The 22,330-nt window shown below is 30.5% G+C and carries 29 protein-coding genes and 1 pseudogene; 17 read left to right on the forward strand and 13 right to left on the reverse strand.

Going from position 1 to position 22,330, the window contains the following annotated elements; all coding sequences use genetic code 11:
- The 5 genes and pseudogenes from NMU03_RS06750 (at position 1) to NMU03_RS06775 (ending at position 5,179) form a co-directional block, all read left to right on the forward strand.
- Positions 1 to 831: a PSP1 domain-containing protein gene (locus NMU03_RS06750; RefSeq protein WP_290141878.1), complete on the forward strand. Its 831-nt coding sequence runs from the start codon at positions 1 to 3 to the stop codon at positions 829 to 831.
- Positions 812 to 1,545 (forward strand): annotated as a pseudogene (locus NMU03_RS17630) (tRNA1(Val) (adenine(37)-N6)-methyltransferase). Before NMU03_RS06750 ends, NMU03_RS17630 begins: the two are co-directional and overlap by 20 nt.
- Positions 1,538 to 2,392: a 16S rRNA (cytidine(1402)-2'-O)-methyltransferase gene (rsmI, locus tag NMU03_RS06765; protein WP_290141881.1), complete on the forward strand. Its 855-nt coding sequence runs from the start codon at positions 1,538 to 1,540 to the stop codon at positions 2,390 to 2,392. Before NMU03_RS17630 ends, rsmI begins: the two are co-directional and overlap by 8 nt.
- Before the next feature lie 62 nt (positions 2,393 to 2,454).
- Positions 2,455 to 3,378, forward strand: coding sequence for a 1-phosphofructokinase (pfkB, locus tag NMU03_RS06770; RefSeq protein WP_290141882.1), 924 nt, complete (start codon positions 2,455 to 2,457; stop codon positions 3,376 to 3,378).
- The gene (locus tag NMU03_RS06775; RefSeq protein ID WP_290141883.1) at positions 3,368 to 5,179 is read left to right on the forward strand and encodes a PTS fructose transporter subunit IIABC; all 1,812 of its coding nucleotides are present in this window, start codon (positions 3,368 to 3,370) and stop codon (positions 5,177 to 5,179) included. The genes pfkB and NMU03_RS06775 overlap by 11 nt, the downstream gene beginning before the upstream one ends.
- A gap of 196 nt (positions 5,180 to 5,375) precedes the next feature.
- Here the strand turns inward: NMU03_RS06775 and NMU03_RS06780 are convergent, their stop codons facing one another.
- Positions 5,376 to 6,206, reverse strand: a complete 831-nt coding sequence (locus NMU03_RS06780) for a C40 family peptidase (protein ID WP_435372935.1) — start codon at positions 6,204 to 6,206, stop codon at positions 5,376 to 5,378.
- A 27-nt stretch (positions 6,207 to 6,233) separates the two neighbouring features.
- Positions 6,234 to 6,560 (reverse strand): coiled-coil domain-containing protein, encoded by a 327-nt coding sequence (locus NMU03_RS06785; protein WP_290141885.1) that lies wholly within the window; start codon positions 6,558 to 6,560, stop codon positions 6,234 to 6,236.
- Positions 6,561 to 6,750: 190 nt separating this feature from the next.
- Between NMU03_RS06785 and NMU03_RS06790 the strand changes: the two genes are divergently transcribed.
- Positions 6,751 to 7,773 (forward strand): GH25 family lysozyme, encoded by a 1,023-nt coding sequence (locus NMU03_RS06790; protein WP_290141886.1) that lies wholly within the window; start codon positions 6,751 to 6,753, stop codon positions 7,771 to 7,773.
- A 90-nt stretch (positions 7,774 to 7,863) separates the two neighbouring features.
- On the forward strand, positions 7,864 to 8,745 hold the full coding sequence (locus tag NMU03_RS06795) for a YitT family protein (protein ID WP_290141887.1): 882 nt from the start codon (positions 7,864 to 7,866) through the stop codon (positions 8,743 to 8,745).
- A gap of 7 nt (positions 8,746 to 8,752) precedes the next feature.
- On the opposite strand, the gene NMU03_RS06800 is transcribed toward NMU03_RS06795, so the two are convergent.
- Genes NMU03_RS06800 through NMU03_RS18015 form a run of 5 tightly spaced genes read right to left on the reverse strand, consistent with a single transcriptional unit; the run spans position 8,753 to position 11,236 of the window.
- Positions 8,753 to 9,265 carry a ferritin-like domain-containing protein gene (locus NMU03_RS06800; RefSeq protein ID WP_290141888.1) on the reverse strand — a complete coding sequence of 171 codons (513 nt, stop codon included), beginning with the start codon at positions 9,263 to 9,265 and terminating at the stop codon, positions 8,753 to 8,755.
- A gap of 42 nt (positions 9,266 to 9,307) precedes the next feature.
- Complete coding sequence (locus tag NMU03_RS06805; protein WP_290141889.1) at positions 9,308 to 9,811, reverse strand: GNAT family N-acetyltransferase; 504 nt, start codon at positions 9,809 to 9,811, stop codon at positions 9,308 to 9,310.
- The gene (locus NMU03_RS06810; protein WP_290141890.1) at positions 9,802 to 10,308 is read right to left on the reverse strand and encodes a GNAT family N-acetyltransferase; all 507 of its coding nucleotides are present in this window, start codon (positions 10,306 to 10,308) and stop codon (positions 9,802 to 9,804) included. The genes NMU03_RS06805 and NMU03_RS06810 overlap by 10 nt, the downstream gene beginning before the upstream one ends.
- An 8-nt stretch (positions 10,309 to 10,316) precedes the next feature.
- Positions 10,317 to 11,087, reverse strand: a complete 771-nt coding sequence (locus NMU03_RS06815) for an aldo/keto reductase (protein WP_435372948.1) — start codon at positions 11,085 to 11,087, stop codon at positions 10,317 to 10,319.
- Positions 11,042 to 11,236 (reverse strand): hypothetical protein, encoded by a 195-nt coding sequence (locus tag NMU03_RS18015; protein ID WP_435372936.1) that lies wholly within the window; start codon positions 11,234 to 11,236, stop codon positions 11,042 to 11,044. The genes NMU03_RS06815 and NMU03_RS18015 overlap by 46 nt, the downstream gene beginning before the upstream one ends.
- Before the next feature lie 68 nt (positions 11,237 to 11,304).
- On the opposite strand from NMU03_RS18015, the gene NMU03_RS06820 reads away from it, so the two are divergent.
- The 7 genes from NMU03_RS06820 (at position 11,305) to NMU03_RS06850 (ending at position 15,945) form a co-directional block, all read left to right on the forward strand.
- Positions 11,305 to 11,511 (forward strand): DUF1146 family protein, encoded by a 207-nt coding sequence (locus tag NMU03_RS06820; protein WP_290141891.1) that lies wholly within the window; start codon positions 11,305 to 11,307, stop codon positions 11,509 to 11,511.
- Positions 11,512 to 11,520: 9 nt separating this feature from the next.
- The gene (locus NMU03_RS06825) at positions 11,521 to 12,126 is read left to right on the forward strand and encodes a SpoIID/LytB domain-containing protein (RefSeq protein ID WP_290141892.1); all 606 of its coding nucleotides are present in this window, start codon (positions 11,521 to 11,523) and stop codon (positions 12,124 to 12,126) included.
- Positions 12,127 to 12,160: 34 nt separating this feature from the next.
- The gene (locus NMU03_RS06830) at positions 12,161 to 12,436 is read left to right on the forward strand and encodes a hypothetical protein (RefSeq protein WP_290141893.1); all 276 of its coding nucleotides are present in this window, start codon (positions 12,161 to 12,163) and stop codon (positions 12,434 to 12,436) included.
- Positions 12,437 to 12,467: 31 nt separating this feature from the next.
- A complete protein-coding gene (locus NMU03_RS06835; protein WP_290141894.1) occupies positions 12,468 to 13,103 on the forward strand; it encodes a M23 family metallopeptidase in 636 nt (211 codons plus the stop codon).
- Between the two features lie 187 nt (positions 13,104 to 13,290).
- Complete coding sequence (locus tag NMU03_RS06840) at positions 13,291 to 14,280, forward strand: rod shape-determining protein (protein ID WP_087356885.1); 990 nt, start codon at positions 13,291 to 13,293, stop codon at positions 14,278 to 14,280.
- Positions 14,281 to 14,380: 100 nt separating this feature from the next.
- A complete protein-coding gene (locus NMU03_RS06845; RefSeq protein WP_290141895.1) occupies positions 14,381 to 15,160 on the forward strand; it encodes an HAD-IIB family hydrolase in 780 nt (259 codons plus the stop codon).
- Positions 15,133 to 15,945, forward strand: coding sequence for an HAD family hydrolase (locus tag NMU03_RS06850; protein WP_290141896.1), 813 nt, complete (start codon positions 15,133 to 15,135; stop codon positions 15,943 to 15,945). The genes NMU03_RS06845 and NMU03_RS06850 overlap by 28 nt, the downstream gene beginning before the upstream one ends.
- Before the next feature lie 141 nt (positions 15,946 to 16,086).
- Here the strand turns inward: NMU03_RS06850 and NMU03_RS06855 are convergent, their stop codons facing one another.
- The 6 genes from NMU03_RS06855 to NMU03_RS06880 form a co-directional block, all read right to left on the reverse strand.
- Complete coding sequence (locus tag NMU03_RS06855) at positions 16,087 to 16,296, reverse strand: hypothetical protein (RefSeq protein ID WP_290141897.1); 210 nt, start codon at positions 16,294 to 16,296, stop codon at positions 16,087 to 16,089.
- A gap of 162 nt (positions 16,297 to 16,458) precedes the next feature.
- Positions 16,459 to 16,704, reverse strand: coding sequence for an acyl-CoA thioesterase (locus NMU03_RS06860; protein WP_435372949.1), 246 nt, complete (start codon positions 16,702 to 16,704; stop codon positions 16,459 to 16,461).
- Between the two features lie 15 nt (positions 16,705 to 16,719).
- On the reverse strand, positions 16,720 to 17,469 hold the full coding sequence (locus NMU03_RS06865) for a MurR/RpiR family transcriptional regulator (RefSeq protein WP_290141899.1): 750 nt from the start codon (positions 17,467 to 17,469) through the stop codon (positions 16,720 to 16,722).
- Between the two features lie 59 nt (positions 17,470 to 17,528).
- Positions 17,529 to 18,104, reverse strand: coding sequence for a hypothetical protein (locus NMU03_RS06870; protein WP_290141900.1), 576 nt, complete (start codon positions 18,102 to 18,104; stop codon positions 17,529 to 17,531).
- A complete protein-coding gene (locus NMU03_RS06875) occupies positions 18,011 to 18,499 on the reverse strand; it encodes a hypothetical protein (protein ID WP_290141901.1) in 489 nt (162 codons plus the stop codon). The genes NMU03_RS06870 and NMU03_RS06875 overlap by 94 nt, the downstream gene beginning before the upstream one ends.
- The gene (locus NMU03_RS06880; protein ID WP_290141902.1) at positions 18,439 to 18,750 is read right to left on the reverse strand and encodes a hypothetical protein; all 312 of its coding nucleotides are present in this window, start codon (positions 18,748 to 18,750) and stop codon (positions 18,439 to 18,441) included. Before NMU03_RS06880 ends, NMU03_RS06875 begins: the two co-directional genes overlap by 61 nt.
- A 163-nt stretch (positions 18,751 to 18,913) precedes the next feature.
- Here NMU03_RS06880 and NMU03_RS06885 point away from each other — a divergent pair, with 163 nt between their 5' ends.
- The 3 genes from NMU03_RS06885 to NMU03_RS06895 are packed head-to-tail and all read left to right on the forward strand — an operon-like array spanning position 18,914 to position 22,329.
- On the forward strand, positions 18,914 to 20,257 hold the full coding sequence (locus NMU03_RS06885) for a PTS sugar transporter subunit IIC (protein ID WP_290141903.1): 1,344 nt from the start codon (positions 18,914 to 18,916) through the stop codon (positions 20,255 to 20,257).
- A gap of 21 nt (positions 20,258 to 20,278) precedes the next feature.
- Positions 20,279 to 20,983 carry a carbohydrate deacetylase gene (locus tag NMU03_RS06890; RefSeq protein ID WP_290141904.1) on the forward strand — a complete coding sequence of 235 codons (705 nt, stop codon included), beginning with the start codon at positions 20,279 to 20,281 and terminating at the stop codon, positions 20,981 to 20,983.
- Positions 20,980 to 22,329 (forward strand): acyclic terpene utilization AtuA family protein, encoded by a 1,350-nt coding sequence (locus NMU03_RS06895; protein WP_290141905.1) that lies wholly within the window; start codon positions 20,980 to 20,982, stop codon positions 22,327 to 22,329. Before NMU03_RS06890 ends, NMU03_RS06895 begins: the two co-directional genes overlap by 4 nt.
- Position 22,330 lies beyond the last annotated feature (1 nt).

Raw genomic sequence — 22,330 nt, forward strand, 5'->3', positions numbered from 1 at the left:
ATGGAAGAAAGATTAGCTCTTATACGTTTTAATAAAAGTGGTAAGTCTTATTATTTTTCTACCGATATAGATTTACATAAAGGTGACAAGGTTGTTGTAGAAACAATAAGAGGACTTGAATTGGGTGAACTTGTATCAGATTTAAAAGATATTTGCGAATTTAATCTTGATACAGAGTTGAAAAAAGTAAAAAGAAAAGCCAATCGTGCTGACTTGGAATTATATGCTTACAATGAGACAAAAGCTGAAAAGTCATTGGAAATTTGTAAAGATATTGTGAAAGAATATGATTTGGATATGCATTTGGTAAGTTGTGAATATACACTTGATGCTTCTAAAGTGATTTTTATGTATACATCAGAAACACGAGTGGATTTTAGAGAATTATTAAAAGAATTAGCAAGTGTATTTAAATGTCGTATTGAATTAAGACAGATTGGTCCACGTGATAAATCTAAGATTGTTGGTGGTCTAGGATCATGTGGATTACCATTATGTTGTTCATCTTTTTTAGGCGAATTTGATGGTGTATCAATTAATATGGCAAAGAATCAGATGTTGGCAATTAATATAGATAAAATTTCAGGTGCTTGTGGTCGTTTATTATGTTGTTTAAAATATGAAGATGATACATATACATTAGAAAAACAAAGATTTCCTAAGATTGGTTCTAAAGTGAAGTATGACAATAAGATTGTAAAAGTGACTGGCTTAAATGTCATTAGTGATTTAGTGAAAATTGAACATGATGGTAATATCTCATTTGTTTCCTTAGATGAAGTCCAAATATTACCACAAAGAGAGCATAAACATGAACCAAGAAGTCACTAATTATTTATTAGCATATGAAAATATGAAGATTATCCAAAGAAAAGATATGTTCAACTTTTCTTTGGATACTGTTTTATTAGCTCACTTTTGTACAATAAATAAAGATTTAGATGAAATTATTGATTTTGGAACGAATAATGCCGCAATACCTCTTTTATTAAGTCGAAGAACTGATAAAAAAATTAAAGGGATTGAGATACAAGAAGAAGCAGTTGAATTGGCTTTGAAAAATGTTGAACTTAATCATTTGGAGAGTCAAATTGAAATTATTCATAATGATATTAAAGAATATGTTAAAGATGCAAATAAAGTTAAACTTGTCGTTTGTAATCCTCCTTTTTTAGAGTGGATGAAAGAAGTCATTTGAATGATAATGAATATTTAATGATTGCTCGCCATGAAATTAAAATTAATTTAGAAGAAATTATTCAATCGGCTGCAAGAATACTTGATAATAAAGGAAGATTTGCGATGGTTCATAGACCAGATCGTATGATTGAAATTATTAATATGATGCAAAAATATGATATTGAACCGAAACGTATTCGTTTTGTTTATCCAAAAGTTGGAAAAGAATCTCATATCTTTTTAATTGAAGGTATGTATAAAGGGAACAAAGGATTAAAAATAGAAGCACCATTATATGCACATAATGATGATGGTAGCTACTCAAATGAAGTTAGAAAAATGTTTGGAGAAGATATTCATGAATAGACAGAAAAGTTTTGAAAACCAAAAGCCTACATTATATGTTGTGGCTACACCGATAGGAAATCTAAATGAGATGACTTATCGTGCTGTACAGACTCTTCAAGATGTTGATTATATTGCAGCTGAGGATACGCGTAATACAATTAAATTATTAAACCATTTTGAAATTTCAACAAAACTGATTTCACATCATGAACATAATTTAAGTATTGCGATACCAAAGATTATTAGTGATTTAAAAGATGGAATGGATATTGCATTAGTGAGTGATGCTGGTTATCCAGCTATTAGTGATCCAGGGTATGAATTAGTAAAAGAAGTTATCAAGGAAGGCTTTAACGTTGTACCAATATCTGGTGCAAATGCCTGTTTAGATGCTTTGGTTGTTTCTGGAATTGCCCCTCAACCATTTATGTTTTATGGTTTTTTAGATAGAAATGATAAAACCAAAAAGAAAGAACTGGAAAAGTTAAAAAAATATCAAGAAACGATTGTTTTCTACGAAGCACCACATCGTATCAAAAAGACATTAAAACTTATGCTAGAAATTATGGGAAATCGCTCGATTGCTTTATGTAGGGAACTTACCAAAAAGCATGAAGAAATTAATCGAGGAACAATTGAAGAAATGTTATCAGTGATAGATGATATGAAAGGTGAAATGGTTATTGTTGTTGAGGGAAGTCATGAAGAAATGACTGATGATGTTGTTGTCTTTGATCAAAGTATAAATGAACATGTAGAAGAATACATTGAAAAGGGTATGTCTACAAAAGATGCAATTAAAGAAGTTGCGAAAGTAAGAGGATTATCAAAAAATATTGTATATAATGAATATCATAAAAAATGAATATAGAAATATATTCTTTTTTTGTATTTTAATGTATAATAAAATGAGTAGGAGGGAAACTTATGATTTATACAATAACATTTAATCCATCTATTGATTATATGGTTGAAGTTGAACAGTTTCAGTTAGGAGAAGTCAATCGTGCCAAACATGAATATATTCTAGCTGGTGGTAAAGGTATTAATGTATCAGTCGTTCTAAAGAATTTAGGAATAGAAAGTCGTGCATTAGGATTTATTGCTGGATTTACAGGTCAGGAAATTCAAGAGCGAGTACAGCACAAAGGTATACAGACAGATTTTATTGATGTTCAAAATGGTTATTCACGAATTAATTTTAAATTGAAAAGTGTTCAGGAAAGTGAAGTTAATGGAAATGGTCCATTTATTAGTGAGGATCATATTCATGCATTATTAGAAAAATTAAAGGAATTAAAAACAGGGGATATTTTAGTTTTATCTGGTAGTATTCCAAAATGTGTATCGAATGATATTTATGCGAGAATTATGAAAGAATTACTGAATCAAGGGATAGAGATTGTTGTTGATGCAACAGGTAATTTATTAATGAATGTATTAGAATATAAACCGTTTCTTATCAAACCAAACAATCATGAATTATCTGAAATGTTTCACGTGAAACTTTTTGATCAAAAAGATATTGTTCATTATGCAAAAAAGCTTCAACAAATGGGTGCAAAGAATGTATTAATATCAATGGCAGGTGATGGTGCTTTGTTTATCTGTGAAAATGGAAAAGTATATTTTAGCGAAGCACCAAAAGGTGAAGTGAAAAATTCAGTTGGAGCAGGGGATTCAATGGTCGCTGGTTTTATTGCAGGATATGAAAAAACAAGAGACTTTGTTCAGGCGTTTAAGATGGGTATTGCTACAGGGAGTGCAAGCGCATTTTCACACAATTTAGCAGCCAAAGAAGAAGTTGATGCATTGTTAGAAAATATTCAAGAGGTTGAATATGAATATTAAAGATTTACTAAATGAAGAAAGTATTATTCTTGATTCTCACTCACATAGTAAAGATGAGGCTATCAAAGAAATGGTAGAAAAACATTATCAATGTGGGCATATACAAGATCAGGAAGTTTTCTATCAGGCAGTTTTAGAAAGAGAAAAATCTTTCACTACCGGAATAGGAAATTTTATTGCAATACCTCATGCACAATCTCCAACTGTTTTATATCCATCATTAGTTGCAATGATAAGCCAAGAAGGAATTGAATTTAATACACTAGATCAAAAACCTGTGCATCTTTTGTTTATGATCGCTGTACCTCAAGAAAATCAATCTCAACATTTAGATATTCTAGCTCAACTTTGCCAAATTCTTATGGAAAAGGATGTTGTAGAAAAATTGATTTATTCATCAAGTCAAAAAGAATTTCTTGATATATTATTTGCACAGTTTCAAGAGAATGAAACATCAGATGTTCAAGAAGAGCAATATGATATTGTAGCAGTGACAGCTTGTCCAACAGGAATTGCTCATACATATATGGCTGAAAAAGCATTAATTGAAAAAGCTAAAGAATTAAATGTTTCTATAAAGGTAGAAACCAATGGAGCAAGTGGTATTCAAAATCAATTGACAAATGAAGATATTGAAAAAGCCCGTTGTGTTATTGTTGCTGCTGATAAGAAAGTTGCAATGGAAAGATTCCATAATAAGCCACTTATTCAAGTTTCAGTTTCAAAAGCGATTTATGATACAGAAGAGTTGATTCAAAAGGCTTTACAATCTGATATAAAAAAATACCAAGCAGTAGAAAGCATATCAAAAAGCAATGAAAAAGGAATCAGAAGAATATATCAACATTTAATGAGCGGTATATCACAAATTATACCAATTCTCATGATTTCAGGAATATTTATGAGTTTATTACCTTATATTCAAAAGCATAATATTGAACATATCTATTTACCATTACTCTATTATATAGCAACAATAGCACAGAGTCTTGCTGTTCCAATTATGAGTGCATTTATTGGTGATAGTATTGCTGGAAAACCAGCGTTTATAATATCACTCATTTCAACAACAATTGCTGTTGGGGTGCAAGGAAATGTCATTGAAGGGATTTTGATAGGATTTATTGTTGGGTATCTTGTTTTAGGTTTAAATTATCTCTTTAGATTTATACCAAAAGATTTACAAAGTTTATCACCTAATCTTTTATTACCATTAATAGGAATATATATTATGGGAGTTATTATTTATACAACTGCACCATATTATGCCCAATATACAGGATTGTTTTTACAAGAATTTGATAGTATAAGATTGATAGTTGTTGGTGCAATTTTGGGAATGATGATGTCAGTTGATTTAGGTGGCCCTATTAATAAAACAGCTTATACAATAGGAATCATTGGTATCTTTATTGGAAGATATGATATGATGTCAGCAGTCATGATTGCAGGAATGTTACCACCTTTAATTATTTGGCTTATTATGTTAATCACGCATATCTTTACACCAGAACAAAGAAAACAAAAATGGTCATGCTTATTTCAAGGGTTATGTTTTGTTAGTGAAGTTGCAATACCTTATATGCAAGAATACAAACATACAGTTCATTATCCATGTATTATCGCATCAGGAATTGCAGGAGCATTAACAATGTATTTTGGATGTGGACAAATGTTTCCACATGGAGGTATATGGACAGTTTTTCTTATTAATGAACCATTATATTTTCTTTTGAGTTTGATCATAAGTTTAGTTGTTGGAGCTGTACTTGTTATTGTGATGAATAAAATAATTTCATAGCCTCAAGATTAAAAGACATAGGATGGAATGAAATTATTATAAGAATAATCTTATGATACTATTTCATTTCAAAATATGTCTTTTTCTTTTCTAAAAAGAAAATATTATAATATGATGAAAAAATATAAAATTGCATTAAGCAATATTTTAAGATGATAAAAATCTGTATGAAATATAAATTTCATACAGATTTCTTTTAATATAATCTTCTATAATTATAAACATATCTTTCCCAATATCCAGATAATGGAGCAGTTTTTACACATTGATCAGCATATTGTCCAACTGTACCTGAACCTTGACCTGATGCATGAACAAAACTTCCACCACCGATATAGATACCTATATGAGCAACACCACTACCATAACTAAATGTAATGACATCACCTGGTTGTAATTGAGAACGAGAAATAGATTTGCCACTACCTGCATATCCAGCAGCAGTTGTTCTACCTAAACTTACACCAGCTTGATTATGTGCCCAGTAAACTAAACCAGAACAATCAAAGTAATTAGGACCATTTGCTCCCCACCAGTAACGACAACCTCTTCTTGTGAGAGCTTTTTGAGCAATCGCATTTCCAACAGATGAATCACCAGGTACGTATGATCCACCACCGCCACCACCACTAGGTGCACGAGAGATTAATTCAGATAAAGCAGCATCTATTTTCTTTTGGGCTGCAGATACTTCTTTTGATTCTTGCTGACTTTCTTTAATTTTTTCTTGTTGAGCAGCTTTTAATTCTAAATATTTTTCTTGTAATGTTTCTTGAGATTTCTTTTGTGATTTTAAATTTTCTCTCGCTGTTTCTAAAGATTTCTGTTGTGTATCCAAATTTTCTTTTTGTTGCGTTAATTCATAAACTAAATCTTTTTCATAAGCAGTAATATCATTAACACTACTTAAACGAGAGAAGAAAGTTGAAAAATCATCAGAACCAAATAAGAAATCAATAACCCAATTAGAATTATATGTCGTTTGCATAACATACAAACGTTCTCTCATTTGTTCTTCTTTTTTCAATATCTTTTTTTATCTTTTCAATTGATTTTAACATATAATCAATTTCTTTATTTTTTCATCTATTTGAGAATTTAAAGTTTCGATTTTTTTAGAAACAGCATCAAGATTATCATTTGTTTCACTTAATTCATCTTTGGTATCTTTAATTTCTTCTTTCAAATCTTGATTCTTTTCTTTTAAATATTTATTAAATTCTTGACAAACTTTTTTATTGGAACTTGTTAGATTAGAAGAACAAATCTTAATATACTTATCTTCTTTTCCTTCAAAATCAGTCGCATGAACGTCTATTGGAAAGAGGCTCATTGCGAATACAGAACAAAACGCTAAAAGACCTAACAATAATTTCTTCATTCAATCACCCCTGTAAAAAACATTATAGCACAAATAAATAAGAAAAAATACCAATTCATAGAAATTAACAAAACAACAACAATGTATGTTTCAATATTTCAATGCATATAATAGAAAGTCTTCTAAACTATGGCAAATGTGGAGGCATTTTTAGACATAAAAACATATTGTATTTTGAGGAGGTGAGTGAATGGTTAAAGAAGGTATTGATGTTTCATATTATCAAGGTGAAATCAATTGGGAATTAGTGAAAGAGCATATTGATTTTGCAATATTACGTTGTGGCTATGGCCAAGACGTGCCAGGGCAAGATGATCCAACTTTTAAACGTAACGCGGATGAATGTACAAGATTAGGTATTCCTTTTGGTGTCTATCTATATTCTTATGCAACGGATGAACGTGCTGCTTTATCAGAAGCAAGGCATATTATGAGACTTGTCAAAGATTATAAAATGGAATATCCGGTTTATTTAGATTTAGAAGATCCAAGTATTGCCAGATTAACAAATGATCAAATAGAAAGAAATGCTAGAGTCTGGGCAGATGAACTTGCTAGAAATAATTATTTTCCTGGGTTCTATGCTTCTTATTATTGGTGGACAACAAAATTGACAGGTCCAACATTTAAAAGATATACAAGATGGGTTGCTCGTTATGCTGAAGAATTAGGGGCAGAAGGCTTTGATATGTGGCAATATACAGACAATGGTTTTGTCGAAGGTATTAATGCACCAGTAGATAGAAACTATGCCTTTAGAGATTTCCCAACTGAGATTAGGAAAGGTGGATACAATAATTTCAATACTGAAACAACACCTGAACCAGAAACACCACAACGAAATTATCAAATTGGTGATCATGTAACATTTGATTACGTATTTATCTCATCCCAAAGTAGTGTACCTTTGGTTCCTTATATGAATCATGGCACAATCACAAGAGTTGTTCAAGATGCCAGAAATCCATATTTGATAGGAAATGGCTTAGGTTGGGTTAATGATGCCAGTATTACTGGAACGTTAAGATATTTATCGCATCCAACATATCGTGGTGATTCATTAGTAGATGCACTAGACCAAATTGGCGTTGATTCCTCTTTTGCATCACGAAAAGAACTAGCAATTAAAAATGGTATTGAAAATTATACAGGAAGTGCCAGACAAAATTTAGAGTTATTAAGGCTCCTTCAAGAAGGTCGCTTAAAAAGTTAAAGGTATTGCATGAGGCAATGCCTTTTACCATTGTATTTATGTTTATACAATAGTATAATAAATGCGGTTTTAAGGGAGAGTGACTATAAAATGGTTTATGCCAAAACAAGAAATGAAAAAGAATGGAAAAAACATATCACTTCACTTTTGTGTGTGGTCGTAGCTTCCATTATTATGTCTATTAATATTAAATCATTTGTTAGAGCTGGTGATTTAATACCAGGAGGATTTACAGGTTTATCATTATTAACACAAAGATCATTAAATGTTTTTTTACATATTGATGTACCCTATTCTATTATCAATATTACATTAAATGCTTTACCAGCATTTATTGGATTTAAAATGATTGGTAAGAAGTTTACAAGTTATTCTGTCTTAATGATTGTTTTAAATTCTTTTCTAGTTGATTTAATACCAATAACACCTATTACTTATGACCCATTATTAGTTTCTGTTTTTGGTGGTATCTTAAATGGTGTTGCAATAGTCATTGCATTATCAGGAAGAGCATCTAGTGGAGGTACTGATTTTATTGCTGTGTATTTATCAAATAAATTAAGGAAACCATCATGGAATTTTGTATTTGGAATTAATACAGTGATTTTAACTGTTGGTGGATTCTTATTTGGATTTGAAGCAACTATGTATTCCATTATTTTTCAATTTGTTTCTACACAAGTGATAGAAAGATTACATCGTCGTGATCATAAAGTTACTTTATTGATTATTACAAAAGAAGGAGAAACAATTGGTCAAGAATTGTTAGAATATACTCATCATGGTGTGACTCAATTTGAAGGACAAGGATGTTATTTAAAAGAAAATAAAACAATGTTATATACTGTTGTTGGGGCTGATGAAGTCAAAGATGTTGTACACTTAATCAAGAAATTAGATCCAAAAGTTTTTATTAATGCGATTAATTCTGAAGGTGTGACAGGGAGATTTTATCAAGAACCTATTGAATAAAAAAGGCTTAAAGCCTTTTCTTGTATTGATATTCATTTAAGAAGTATTCAAAGATTTCAAGATGTAATTGTTCATCTTCAATAATACGATAAAGAATTTGTTGAATTGTATGATTGTGTATACAATTGATTTCTTTTTGATAAATATCTATTGTTTGTTGTTCTTGTATCATTGCATTTTCCAATAACGATTGTAAATGGCTGGGATAAACATTATAACCAGGTGACCAGTATTCAAGATAACCATTTTGACAATCCCATAGACGAGGATCAGCACCAAGCTGATAGGCTAATTGAGCAAAAATATCTAAATGTCGCATTTCAACAATACTGATTTGTTCCATAGCCTCAGATAATTCAAGCCATGAATCTTTTAAAATAATATGATTATAAAAATAAAGGCTAACAGCATTCATTTCAGAATATAAACCACCTAAATGAGATAACATCATTGAGGCATATCGAGGATTAGGTTGTAACTTTTCAATTAGTGGATAAGGCTTATCAATTCTATATTTCATAAAAATAACCTCCATACTTTACTGTATGAAGGTTGATTTTATTTATTCTAATATTTTTTCAAATCCAATACGCTTTGCTCCACTTAATAATGTAATTTGACCACAAGCAACAAATCCATGTTTTAATAAAAAGCGTTGCATAGATAAATTATCTTTATGGGTATCAATACGAATGCTTTGAATATGATTGTTTTGACATTCTTTGATAGCAAACATCAGTAATTGATGAGCCATATTTTGCCCTTTATAATTTTCATCCACAACAATACGATGAATAACTGCATAGGGTTGTTGGCTTGTTTTCCATGCACCATCAATGACATGATAAGTTGGATCGTCCTCCACAGCAAAGTACATTGTTCCAATCACTTTTGTATCTTCTATAATATAACTTTTTCCTTGATGAATATCCTGAATAATATCATTAGCTTGAGGATAACCATCTTGCCACTGATCAATACCGTTTTCTTTAAAATACTGTTGAGCTTGATGAATAAGTGTCATAATATGATTCACATCATCAAGACATGATTTTCTTATTTCCATTGTGTACTCCTTAAACTATAAATAATGACATCATGATATTGAAAATTTTTATAGGCATGTTCACATAAATAACCTTCTTTGACAAAATGATTAGACTCAAGAACATGACAAGATGCCTGATTTTCCACAAAGACTTCTCCGTATATTTTATGAATTTGATAATTTTCAAAAACATAGCTACAAAAAAGTTTAACAGCTTGTTGCATAATGCCACGGTTGGTATAAGCAGGATTCAACCAATAGCCAAGTTCACAGTTATGAACATAAATATCATTGTGTAAAGTTCCACCAATACATCCAACACAGATTCCATCTACGACAATACCAAAATCTAAACCATGATGTTCTAAAGAATGAGTTATAAATGACATGGCATGATCAAGCGTATAAGGATAGGGAAATGAATTTCTCAGATAAGTTCCTATACTTTGTTCATTAGCATGATATGCCAGCTGGCATGGATCAATATCATCTAAAGTTTTTAATTCAATAATCATAAATTCTCCTATGGAAGAGGCTTATCACTGGCAAGGTAGAGATCATACCATTGTTGGCGTGTCAAATGAACATCACAAGCCTGTACCATTTCTTTTAAGTGAACAGGAGAAGTTGTCCCCATAATTGGTTGCATGCAGGCTGGATGGCGAAGTAACCAAGCAATCGCAATAGCGCTCTTTGTCACATGATATTCATCAGCAAGTTCTTTCATGACTTGGTTTAGTTTTTCATATTGAGGATGATCAATAAAACATCCTTCTGCCCAAGATGCCTGCACAACACTCCAAGGCTGAATTGTTATATCATGTAAACGACAATAATCTAAAACACCACCATCTTTATCTTGAGCCCATGATTCTTTCATATTCATGTTCATTCCTGAATCAATCATAACGGAATGAACAATGGACAATTGTAATTGATTAATAATGAGAGGATGTTTTGTATATTTTTGTAAAAGTTCTATTTGTAAAGGTGTATGATTAGAAACACCAAAATATTTGACTTTTCCACTTTCATATAATTCATCAAAGGCTTCAGCAACTTCTTTTGGATCACATAAAGCATCAGGACGATGCAATAATAAAATATCAATATATTCAGTTTGTAATCTTTCTAATGAGTCATGTACACTTTGTAAGATATGTTCTTTAGAAAAATCATAACGTTTTCCTGACACTATACCACATTTTGTTTGAATAATCATCTTTTCACGATATTCAGGATGTTTCTTTAATACTTCACCAAATATGGTTTCTGATTTTCCACCACCATAAATATCAGCATGATCAAAAAATTAATGCCTGCATCTAATGCAGTTTGTACTAATTCTTCAACTTCTTCAGTACTTTTGTTGGCAATACGCATACATCCCAAAGCTAAACGAGATGCTTTTAAATTTGTTTTTGCTATTTGAAAATAATCCATAATTATAAACCTCCTATTGTTATTATATAAAATAATGATTATAATGTAAAAGAAAAAGAGGTGTTGGAATGGTTTATCATATTGTAAATATTGCTGTATATATTATTTCTATTGCTCTAGCAATGATTGGTTTAAGTTGTTTTCGTTTTGATCAGTATGTGAGAAAAGGTAAAGAAAGAGAATTTCATATTTTCTTTATTGTCACATCAATAGCTTTAGGATATTTATTTGCATCTTTTATATTAGATTTTGGAAGTTTAAGTTTTCAGTTCTAAAAAGAAGTTTTGACATATATATCAATGATGAGAAAAATATATGTAAAACTTCTTTTTATATGCTCACTTATATTTATTATAGGTTGTTTCCATTATCAGGATGCATTAACTTGGCTAGACTCTTATTATCATGTTCAACAACAAGAGAAAGAAGTACAAGTTCAAATGTCTGATAAGGTCGTTTCAATTCCACTTGAAGAATATCTTGTTGGCGTTATTGCTGGGGAAATGCCAGTTAGTTTTGAAAAGGAGGCACTTAAGGCACAGGCAGTCGCAAGTCGTACATTTGTTTTATCAAGACATTTAAAAGTGGATAATACAACCAATTCACAAGTGTATTTGGATGATCAACAAATGAAAAAGAATTGGGGAAAGCAATATGAACAAAATAAAAAGAAAGTAGAAGAAGCTATCCAAGAAACAAAAGGGGAAGTGATGACTTATCAGGGTGAATATATTTCAGCATTGTTTTTTTCAAGCTGTAATGGTAAGACTGTTAATAGTGAAGATTATTTTACAGGAGAAGTGGCTTATTTAAAAGCAGTAGATAGCCATTGGGATACAAGTGTTGATCCAAAAAATACCAGAAAAAAACTTTTACGAAGGAACAATTAGCTAGTATTTTCCAAACTGTTCCACAAAAATCCAAGTGACATCACATACATCAAGTGGCTATGTTGATAAAGTCACAATTAATCAAAAAACATATACAGGTAGAGAAGTGAGAGAAAAATTATCTTTACCATCTTCATGCTTTCAAATTCAATTTTCATCAAAAGGTTATACTTTTATAACACAAGGAAATGGTCATGGAGTAGGAATGAGTCAGTATGGTGCACAAGGTATGGCTTTAGAAAATAAGGATTATCAAGATATTTTACATCATTATTATCAAAATATTGAAATTGAAAGTATAGACTCTTAACTTTTGTTCATACTTAAGTTGAGGTGAAAACATGAAGAAAAGATCTTTTCATTATAAGAAAGTATTAGGAATCTCACTAGCTTTGGCTTTATTTTTAGGTGGTATTGGAGTTGTACAAAATATCTTAGATGAACGTACAAAGAATTTTGAAGATGAAACTGTTGTTAAAGTAGATGAAAACAAGAAACAAGAAACAAAAACAGAAGAAAAGAAAATTGAAACTTTAAAATCACCAGTAAAAGATGGTATTGGCATTGTGAGATATTTCTATGATAAAGATGATGATAGTTCAAAACAGGAACAATCTTTGATTTTGTTTGAAGAAGTTTATCGTCCTAATCAAGGTGTTGACTATGCCAATAAGAATGAAACTTTTGATGTGATGGCAGCAATTAGTGGAACAGTCACAAAGAAAACAAACGATCCAGTTTTAGGATGGGTTGTCACAATTACCAATAGTGATAAGATTTCTACAACTTATGAATCGTTATCAAAAGTTTCAGTAGAGCTTAATCAAGAAGTCAAGCAAGGAGATGTCATTGGTCAAAGTGGAGAGAATGTTTATGAAGCTGATTTGAAAAATCATTTACATTTTATTCTTCAAAAAGAAGATCAGTTATATAATCCAGAAAAGTTTATTGGACAGACATTAGATATGATTAAATAAAATTTAGGTTCTTAGGAATCTAAATTTTTTTAAAATATTCACATAAATTTCATACATTTATTATATTATCATATGCGAAAAGTTATAGATTGATAAAAGATAAAAATTATGTTGATATAGTAATAATTTTTTCTTGTAATTAATAGGAAAAATGATACAATAGAAATGCTTATAGGAGGAATGTTCAATGAAATTATCAAAGGAAATTGGTATTGACTTAGGAACAGCTAACATTCTTATTTATGTAAAAGGTGAAGGAATTGTTGTTAATGAACCTTCTGTTGTGACTATCAATACTGAAACAAATAAGCCTATCGCAGTTGGAGAAGAAGCAAGAGATATGCTTGGAAAAACACCAGGTAAATTTCAAGCTATTCGTCCTTTAAAAGATGGGGTTATCGCAGATTTTCAAATTACTGAAATATTATTAACTCACTTTATTAATAAATTAAATTTAAAAGGAGTTTTCTCAAGACCAACAATCTTAATTTGTTGTCCATCAAATATCACTTCAATTGAAAAAAGTGCTATTCAAGATGTGGCTTTAAGATGTGGGGCTAAACGTGTTTATATTGAAGAAGAACCAAAAGTAGCAGCTATTGGTGCTGGTTTAGATATTTCTAAACCGTCAGGAAATATGGTTGTTGATATTGGTGGGGGAACAACTGATATTGCTGTTCTTTCATTAGGAGATATTGTCACAAGTACATCTTTAAAAATTGCTGGTGATAAAATGGATGCTGAATTAATTAAATATGTTAAAGATAAATATAAATTATTAATTGGGGATCGTACAGCAGAAGAAATCAAGATGACAATTGGTAGTGCTTATGAAGCCGATCCAAAAGATGTTATGGATGTTAGAGGTAGAGACTTAGTGACTGGATTACCTCATACAATTCAATTAAATGCGAAAGAAACACAAGAAGCATTAGAAGAATGTTGTATGACAATTTTACGTTCTACAAAACAAGTTCTTGAACAAACACCACCAGAACTTTCAGCTGATATTGTTAATAAAGGTGTATTCTTAACAGGTGGAGGAGCATTACTTCATAACTTAGATAAATTCTTAGAAGAAGGTTTAGGTGTTCCTGTATTTGTTGCTGAAAACGCACTTGACTGTGTTGCTGAAGGATGCGGTGTGATGTTAGAAAACACACAGTATTTACAGTAGTAAAGTAAGTATCATCTTTTGAGGTGATACTTTTTCTTATCTTGTAAAAAAGATGGATTTTTGAATAATTTTGATAAAATAGGGGACGAGGTGAATAAAGATGGGTCAAAAAAAGTATTTTTTCTTTGATATTGATGGTACTTTAGCAGTAGGAACACCTGGAGATCAATACGTTCCAGAATCTGCCAAAAGAACAATTAAAGAACTTGAAGCAAAGGGACATTTTGTAGCTATTGCGACAGGAAGAAGTTATGCGATGGCGGTGAATCATATGAAGGAATTGGGATTTAAAAATATGGTGAGTGATGGAGGTAATGGTATCACTATCAACAATAAGTTAATAGAAATTAAACCGTTAGACTATGAAAAATGTTTAGCTTTAATAGATGAATGCCAACAAAAGGGTTTTATATGGGCAATTTCACCTGATAATGAAACAAGACGTTTAGCACCGGATCATCGTTTTTATGATTTTACACATGATATTTATATGGATACAGTTGTTGAAGAGGGATTGGATCCAAGAAACTATGATCAGATATACAAAGTTTATATTGCATGTTTTTCTCCAGAAGAAGAAAAACTTGAGACATTAAAGGAACTTCCTTGGTGTCGTTTCCATAAAGAATATCTCTTTGTTGAACCAGGAGATAAATCAGTTGGAATTAAAGCTATCGTAGATTATTTTGGTGGCAGTTATGAAGATGTTGTGGTATTTGGTGATGAAAAGAATGATTTAAGTATGTTTAGAGATGAATGGACTTCTATTGCAATGGGAAATGCGATTGAACCTTTAAAAGCAAAAGCAACTTATATAACAGATAATGCTGAAGATGATGGGATTTATAAAGCTTGTCAGCATTTTGGATGGGTGGATTAAATGGAAAAAAGATTATATTTTTTGATATAGATGGAACATTGTTTTGTCCTGAATTAGGTGGTATTACTCATGAAGTGAAAACAGCGATTAAAAATGTTCAACAACAAGGACATTTATGTTTTATTGCGAGTGGTAGACCTTATGGTTTTATTGCCCAAAATGTTAAAGATATTGGTTTTGATGGATATGTACTTGCTAATGGAGCCAACGTCAAATACCAAAATCAAGATTTAGAAGTCAGATATATGAATCCTCAAAAAGTCAAACAACTTTGTAAACAACTAAAAGCTAAAAATATTGAATATATTTTACAAACATCTTCGCTATGTTATATGAGTCAAACAAATGAGAATCTTTTAAACTTTTATTCTCATTGTAATATTGATTTTCATAATTTATGTTATGAATATGATGAAAATGAAGTAGCTCAAAGAACTGTAAAAATCGAGGCATGGACAAAGACTCAAGAAGAAATAGATTATCTTGTATCATGTTTATCAACATTTTCATATGAACTGCATCCAGATAATCATAGTTTAGAAATTTATGCCAGTGATGTATCTAAGGCAACTGGTATCATGGATGTTATCAATGAATTTCAATTAAGCGTGGATGATAGTTATTGTTTTGGGGATGGACCTAATGATATTGAAATGTTTGAAACCGTAGGACATCCTATAGCTATGGGTAACGCTATTGAGAATATAAAAAAGAGAGCAGAAATAATTTGTCCAAGTGTTATGGAAAATGGTGTCGCTGTGCAATTGAAGAAAATATTTTTGTAAAAGACTAGCTTATTAATAGGCTAGTTTTTCAATTATGAGAAAGTGAGGGTACCCCTCATTTTTTGTGAAGGTAAAGTAAAAAGAGTAGGATGAGCTACTCTTTTTGTCATTTACAACTTTATAAAATGAAAAGTTATGGTTCTAATAGTCTAATATACACATTAATAACATGATAAACATAAAAAGTAATGAGAAACTAGCAACAAGTAAAGCGAAGTTAAAACCAGTCTTGTTTTGAACTTCATTTTTAATGCCAAAGGCTAAAGAAAAGACAAAAATAAAAGGATAAATGAACCATGTTAAATAAAAGAAGGTTTGAAAAGCATCGTTATAAAATAATTCTGCAAGCATTATTATTCCTCCTTGTCTTGATTAAGATAATCATTGAGAATTTGATCAAGTTCAGGCAAATGTTTCTTTAAAATAATAGGTCTACCATCTTTGTTTAAAAAACAATGTAGACTTTTTCAATAGAAACAATTTCACCTTTGACTTTCATGATATATTCAATTTCTAATCTTGTACCTTTATAAGCAGATATTCTTGTTTCAATAGTAATAATATCTGGAAATGTTGTACTTTTTTATAATCACATTGAATGCTAATGACAGGAGAAGAAACATCAAGTTTTTCCATTTTATCATAGCCAAAACCAATTTGTTGTAAAAAGTTAACACGTGCTTCTTCCATAAAACGAATGTAATTGGAATGATGTGTAATTTGCATTTTATCTGTTTCATAATATTGAATTTGATGTATGTATAATGAACTCCTTTATATTCTTTTCGCTATTTCAGATGTGAGAAGATCAATATATATAAAGAAAATAATCTGATTTTCAAGATATTGATCTAAGCTTTGATTCGTAGAAGAAGGTAACCAAATATAATGATTACATAATTTTTTTATAGAAAGTTTATCATTCATTGTGACTAAGGCTAATTGAAAATCAATTTCTTGTTTTAAATCTTTTAACATTGATTTAAGTTGAATCAAACCACTTCCTTTATTTGTAAAGAAAATAAAAATATCATTTTTATGAATAATCTGTGATAATTCATGTAATTCATCATTTTGTAGAACTAATGATTTTTTATTTAATTTAAATAAATTATATTGAAGCATTTTGGCAGGTAAAGAACTTTTATGAAATCCTGAAATATAAATAGATTCAGCATGGATAATAGCTTCAGCAAGCTGTTCCATCTTTTCATAATCCATAGATTGTTTCATAATGTGAATTAAATGAATATACAAGTCTAAAGAATTGTTGTTTTGTAAACTAGAATCAGTTCCTTGTTTTTGATAGCGAAAGACATCAAACTTAAATTCATTAAAACCATCATAACCAAGTTTTTGACAAAAACGTGTAATTGTTGCTTGAGAAACATGATAGTTCTTAGATAAATCAGTAGCTGAACTTCTTAAAATAATTTCTAAATCATTATGTAAAAGATCATATATAATCATTTCTTTTTTTGTAAAGGTTTCTTTTTTTAATTCCATTTTCTCAAAAGGATTCATTTTATCATCTCCTAAGACTTATTATAATAAAAAAAGACTATTTCGCAAAATGAAATAGTCTACTTACATAATTCTTTTGCACATAAGATAGTATGGTCAATAAAATCATCAGCATTTCCTTTTTCCAAACGAGAAATATATGTTTCAAAGTATAAACCATAATCTTCTTCACAAACAAAATAATTTGAATAGTTTTCACAATATCCCATGATAATAACGATTTTATCTTGAAAAGCTTCTCTTATACGTTTTGCAAAAACAGCTGTAATATCACCTGGTAATGTAATAAACATAAGTCCACCTAAATCAATGATATGACTATATAATGATAAAGTCATAGGACTTTTTTCATGTTTAAATTTCAAATTATTTAATAATTGTTGTTTGTAAGGAATATCATTGTTTTCAGGATGAGATTGGACATATTGTTCAAGTTGTGGAATGGTTTGTGTTATAAAATCGTCTTTTCCAGTATAAACATAGTTGGCTTGATAAGATGAGAATTGTAAATTTGAAATAGATACATTGATGTCTTTGGCTTCTATGAGCTGGGAAAAAATGAGATCAGCGACACGATATAATTCTTCTTCACCGCTTTTTCTCTGTAAAAACGTGTTGATACATCTCCACAACATCCATTAACTATCATACAAGGTTGTTTATGAGTATCTTGATAACGTAAACGAATTTGTCCTAATAAATCAGCTGATAATTTTTGATTTGTCTGATTTAATAGGGTTGGATGACATGCTAGAGAAATCAAAGAAAATAGTAGCTCTTTTGAATGAGTATTCATAAATTCTAAAATATAAGCATTTTTATCTGACTGTCCATTCAATATATTTCTGTTTCCATAAATACCGTCAATAACCGTATGTTTGATAGATAATGATACTTCTACCATTGAATCTATTGCTTTTTGAATAGATTCAATAAATTGTGTAATGAGTTGTTCTTGGAGTTGCGTTTCTACCGTTGTCTTTTCAAAAAAAGGTTTAAAATACGCGGTGCTGAATGCGTATGAATACATCCAATAACAACTTGATCTTGTGAAATATTATAAAGCTCACAAATCTTATTTTTTACTGGTTCTATCACACTATTTTCAATAATAATAGAATCTAAAATTGAAATAATGAATAGCTTTTCTTGTGAACATAATGCCATGGTATTGATCTCAATAGGATCTAAAATACCAATAGATTGATAAGGACGATTATAACCTGCCATATAGACAGGATTTTTAGGCGTAATATCTAATTTATTATAACCTGCTTTCATAATTTCCACCTCCAAGAAGAGTATAACATAAATTTTTATAAAATGAAAGAGTATTCAAAAAATAAAATTTTATATTGCAAAACCATTCACTATGTGGTACGCTATATTTGTCAAATGAAACCGGTTAACAAAATGACATATTTAAAAGGAGGAAATCAATATTATGAATTCAACACAAAATGGATTTATGGCTAAGTTCCAAGCATTATTAGAAAAATATGTTGTTCCAGTAGCAACAAAGATTTCACAACAAAAACATCTTGCTGCTGTACGTGATGGTTTAACAGTATTAGTTCCAGTAACGATTATTGGAGGGTTTGCTATATTGCTAGCGCAACCTCCAGTTAGTGCAAGTATGCAACCAACAAATATATTATTTCAATTCTTATGTACATGGCGTGATTGGGCTGCTGCCAATATTGGTGTTTTGTTAACACCTTATAATCTTACAATAGGTGCAATTGCAGTGTATGTAACATTAGGAGTTGCTTATCAATTATGTAAAACATATAAGATGGATCCAATTTCAAACTTGATTTCTACATTACTTGTTTTTTTATGTGTTTCAGGTGTTCCTCAAGGATTTGTAAGTGGCGAAGCAACTGTTAATGCTATCCCTTTAACAAATTTAGGAGCAAGTGGAATGTTTACAGCAATATTAGTTGCTATTTCAGTTGTCGAAATTAATCATTTCTTTGTTAAAAAGAATATTGTTATTAAAATGCCAGCATCTGTACCACCAAATGTTGCTGCACCATTTCATTTATTAATTCCAGCAGTTGTTAATGTTGTCTTATTTATTGGCTTAAATATGCTTTCAAGTCAACTCTTTGGAGCAGATATTCCTGGTTTGATTTATGCTTTATTCCAACCATTAATTTCAGCAACAGGTTCACTTCCTTCAATTTTATTAATTAATGTTTTAATGACAACATTCTGGTTCTTTGGGGTTCATGGAGCTAACATGGTAGGAGTTGTTACAGGACCATTAACATTAGTTGGTTTAACAGCAAATGCTACAGCTTATGCTGCTGGAAAAGACTTACCATATATTTTTGCAGGAGCAGTTAACAGTGTTTATGGGGGATGGATTTCATATTTTGCTGTTGTAGTTGTAATCTTATTATTCTGTAAGTCATCACAAGCAAGATCAATTGCAAAAATTGCTTCAGTACCAGCATTCTTTAATATTAATGAACCATTAATTTTTGGTTTACCTACAGTGTTAAATCCATTTACATTAATAACTTTCTTAATTTGCAACAATCTTAACTTTACAATTGTTTACTTTTTAATGGAAAGTAACTTCTTAGGAAAATTCTTTGTATCTATGCCTTTTACAGTACCAGGACCATTACAAGCATGGTTATCTTCTATGGATCCAAAATCAATTCTTGTTTGGGCAGCTTTATTAGTATTGGATGTTATTATTGCACTACCATTTATTAAAGCATATGATAAACAATTATTAGCAACAGAAAATGTAGAAGAAATGAGTGCAGAATAATTTGCACTCTCTTTATTAAAAATGAAAGTTATTATTAATGCAGATGATTTTGGTTATACCAAGGGAGTAACTGAAGGGATTGTAGAAGGTCATAAAAAAGGGATTATTAGATCCACAACAGCTTTATGTAATATGGAATATGTAGAATATGGAAAAGAATTAATAAAGGATTTACCTAATTTAGCAGTTGGAGTACATTTAACACTTACATTGGGGAAGTCATTAACTCAAAATAAGACATTAACTGATGAGAAGGGTTGTTTTTACAAACCTGCACAGTTAATTGATCATACATTTGACATCGATGAAGTCTATCAAGAATTTAAAGCCCAAATAGAAAAATATATAGAAATATTTGGTCATTTACCAAGTCATCTTGATAGTCATCATGGGATGCATGATTTTAAAAATAATTATCTTGCTACAAAGAGATTATCAGAAGAATATGGTATACCAGTTAGAAGATATAGTCATTATCTCTTTGTCAGTGAATTTGTTAAGGACAACATTTCTATTGAAGGATTCATTCGTATTCTTGATAAATACAAAGGTCAAGATATTGAAATCATGACTCACCCAGGTTACTGTGATTTAGAACTTTATCAAAAAAGTTCATATTCATTAGAAAGAGTCAAAGAACTATATGTTTTTTGTCATCCAAAAATAAAAAAATATATTAAAGAAAATAATATAATTTTAACAAATTATATGGAGGTGGAAGAATGAAGACATTGAGAATAGGTTCAGGAGCTGGCTATGCAGGTGATCGTATTGAACCTGCTATTGATTTAATGCAAAGAGGAAATCTTGATTATATCATTTTTGAATGTCTTGCTGAAAGAACAATCTCTTTAGCACAGAAGGAAAAACAAAAAGATCCAACCAAAGGATATAATGATTTATTTGAATATCGTTTCGATAAAATTTTAGATTCTTTGAAATCTCATAAGGTGAAAGTTATTACAAATATGGGAGCGGCTAATCCTCGTTCAGGAGCTTATAAATGTCAAGAAATGGCTAAAGCTAAAGGCTTAACGAATTTAAAAATAGCTTATGTTGAAGGGGATGATATGACAGAAAAATTATCTCAATATATGGATTATCAGGTTATGGAAACAGGTAAAACCTTAAATGATATTGATGGTGAAATCCTATCAGCAAATGGTTATATTGGAATTGCGGGCATTGTAGAAGCGTTAAATCAACAGGCTGATATTGTCATTACTGGTAGAGTCGCTGATCCTTCTCTAGCGTTAGCTCCTTTGGTTTATGAATTTGGTTGGGCAATGGATGATTATGAAAAACTAGGAAAAGGAACATGGATTGGACATTTGCTTGAATGTGCCGGACAAGTGACAGGAGGGTACTATGCTGATCCAGGATATAAAGATGTGTCTGAATTATGGAATCTTGGTTTCCCTATCATTGAAGTCGAAGAAAGTGGCGATGCGATTGTCACAAAGCTTAATCATACGGGTGGTTTAGTCAGCGAACAAACTGTCAAGGAACAGACACTTTATGAAATTCAAGATCCACAAAATTATTTTACACCTGATGTCATTGCTGATTTTTCACATGTGAAAGTGGAACAGGTGGGTAAAGATCGAGTGAAAATTACTGGTGCAACTGGTCATGCGCCTAATGGCTTTTATAAGACAAGCGTTGGTTATCATGACTGTTATATTGGTGAAGGTCAAATCAGTTATGGTGGTTTCAATGCGTTAAATAAAGCAAAACTTGCAAAAGAAATATTGGAACATCGCTTTGAAATGATTGGCTTAAAATATGAAGAAATCAGATATGATTATATGGGTTATAATGCACTATATATGGATTCTATTTCACAAAAATTAAATCAAAATACAATGCATGAAATTCGTTTACGTGTTGCTGCTCGTGTTAAAGACAATGAAAATGCTCAAAAAGTTGGCAATGAAGTTGAAGCGCTATATACGAATGGACCATCAGGTGGTGGTGGAGCAACCAAAAATATTAAGGATATTATCAGTATTGCATCTATTTTAATTCCATCTCAACATTTTAAAATAACTGTAGGATATTTGGAGGTATAAG

This window comes from Allocoprobacillus halotolerans (genome assembly GCF_024399475.1).
Taxonomy (GTDB): domain Bacteria; phylum Bacillota_I; class Bacilli_A; order Erysipelotrichales; family Coprobacillaceae; genus Allocoprobacillus; species Allocoprobacillus halotolerans.

Bases quoted from the DNA above. Each gene is read 5' to 3' on its own strand.
- NMU03_RS06820 (WP_290141891.1), top strand. From the start codon at position 11,305: ATGGTTTATCATATTGTAAATATTGCTGTATATATTATTTCTATTGCT.
- NMU03_RS06880 (WP_290141902.1), bottom strand. From the start codon at position 18,750: ATGAAAGCAGGTTATAATAAATTAGATATTACGCCTAAAAATCCTGTC.
- NMU03_RS06805 (WP_290141889.1), bottom strand. From the start codon at position 9,811: ATGGAAATAAGAAAATCATGTCTTGATGATGTGAATCATATTATGACA.
- rsmI (WP_290141881.1), top strand. From the start codon at position 1,538: ATGAATAGACAGAAAAGTTTTGAAAACCAAAAGCCTACATTATATGTT.
- NMU03_RS06840 (WP_087356885.1), top strand. From the start codon at position 13,291: ATGAAATTATCAAAGGAAATTGGTATTGACTTAGGAACAGCTAACATT.
- NMU03_RS06785 (WP_290141885.1), bottom strand. From the start codon at position 6,560: ATGAAGAAATTATTGTTAGGTCTTTTAGCGTTTTGTTCTGTATTCGCA.
- NMU03_RS06890 (WP_290141904.1), top strand. From the start codon at position 20,279: ATGAAAGTTATTATTAATGCAGATGATTTTGGTTATACCAAGGGAGTA.
- NMU03_RS06795 (WP_290141887.1), top strand. From the start codon at position 7,864: ATGGTTTATGCCAAAACAAGAAATGAAAAAGAATGGAAAAAACATATC.
- NMU03_RS06870 (WP_290141900.1), bottom strand. From the start codon at position 18,104: ATGTTGTGGAGATGTATCAACACGTTTTTACAGAGAAAAAGCGGTGAA.
- NMU03_RS06810 (WP_290141890.1), bottom strand. From the start codon at position 10,308: ATGATTATTGAATTAAAAACTTTAGATGATATTGATCCATGCCAGCTG.
- NMU03_RS06895 (WP_290141905.1), top strand. From the start codon at position 20,980: ATGAAGACATTGAGAATAGGTTCAGGAGCTGGCTATGCAGGTGATCGT.
- NMU03_RS06855 (WP_290141897.1), bottom strand. From the start codon at position 16,296: ATGCTTGCAGAATTATTTTATAACGATGCTTTTCAAACCTTCTTTTAT.
- NMU03_RS06835 (WP_290141894.1), top strand. From the start codon at position 12,468: ATGAAGAAAAGATCTTTTCATTATAAGAAAGTATTAGGAATCTCACTA.
- NMU03_RS06775 (WP_290141883.1), top strand. From the start codon at position 3,368: ATGAATATTAAAGATTTACTAAATGAAGAAAGTATTATTCTTGATTCT.
- NMU03_RS06875 (WP_290141901.1), bottom strand. From the start codon at position 18,499: ATGTATTCATACGCATTCAGCACCGCGTATTTTAAACCTTTTTTTGAA.
- NMU03_RS06790 (WP_290141886.1), top strand. From the start codon at position 6,751: ATGGTTAAAGAAGGTATTGATGTTTCATATTATCAAGGTGAAATCAAT.
- NMU03_RS06885 (WP_290141903.1), top strand. From the start codon at position 18,914: ATGAATTCAACACAAAATGGATTTATGGCTAAGTTCCAAGCATTATTA.
- NMU03_RS18015 (WP_435372936.1), bottom strand. From the start codon at position 11,236: ATGGATTATTTTCAAATAGCAAAAACAAATTTAAAAGCATCTCGTTTA.
- NMU03_RS06750 (WP_290141878.1), top strand. From the start codon at position 1: ATGGAAGAAAGATTAGCTCTTATACGTTTTAATAAAAGTGGTAAGTCT.
- pfkB (WP_290141882.1), top strand. From the start codon at position 2,455: ATGATTTATACAATAACATTTAATCCATCTATTGATTATATGGTTGAA.
- NMU03_RS06845 (WP_290141895.1), top strand. From the start codon at position 14,381: ATGGGTCAAAAAAAGTATTTTTTCTTTGATATTGATGGTACTTTAGCA.
- NMU03_RS06800 (WP_290141888.1), bottom strand. From the start codon at position 9,265: ATGAAATATAGAATTGATAAGCCTTATCCACTAATTGAAAAGTTACAA.
- NMU03_RS06865 (WP_290141899.1), bottom strand. From the start codon at position 17,469: ATGAATCCTTTTGAGAAAATGGAATTAAAAAAAGAAACCTTTACAAAA.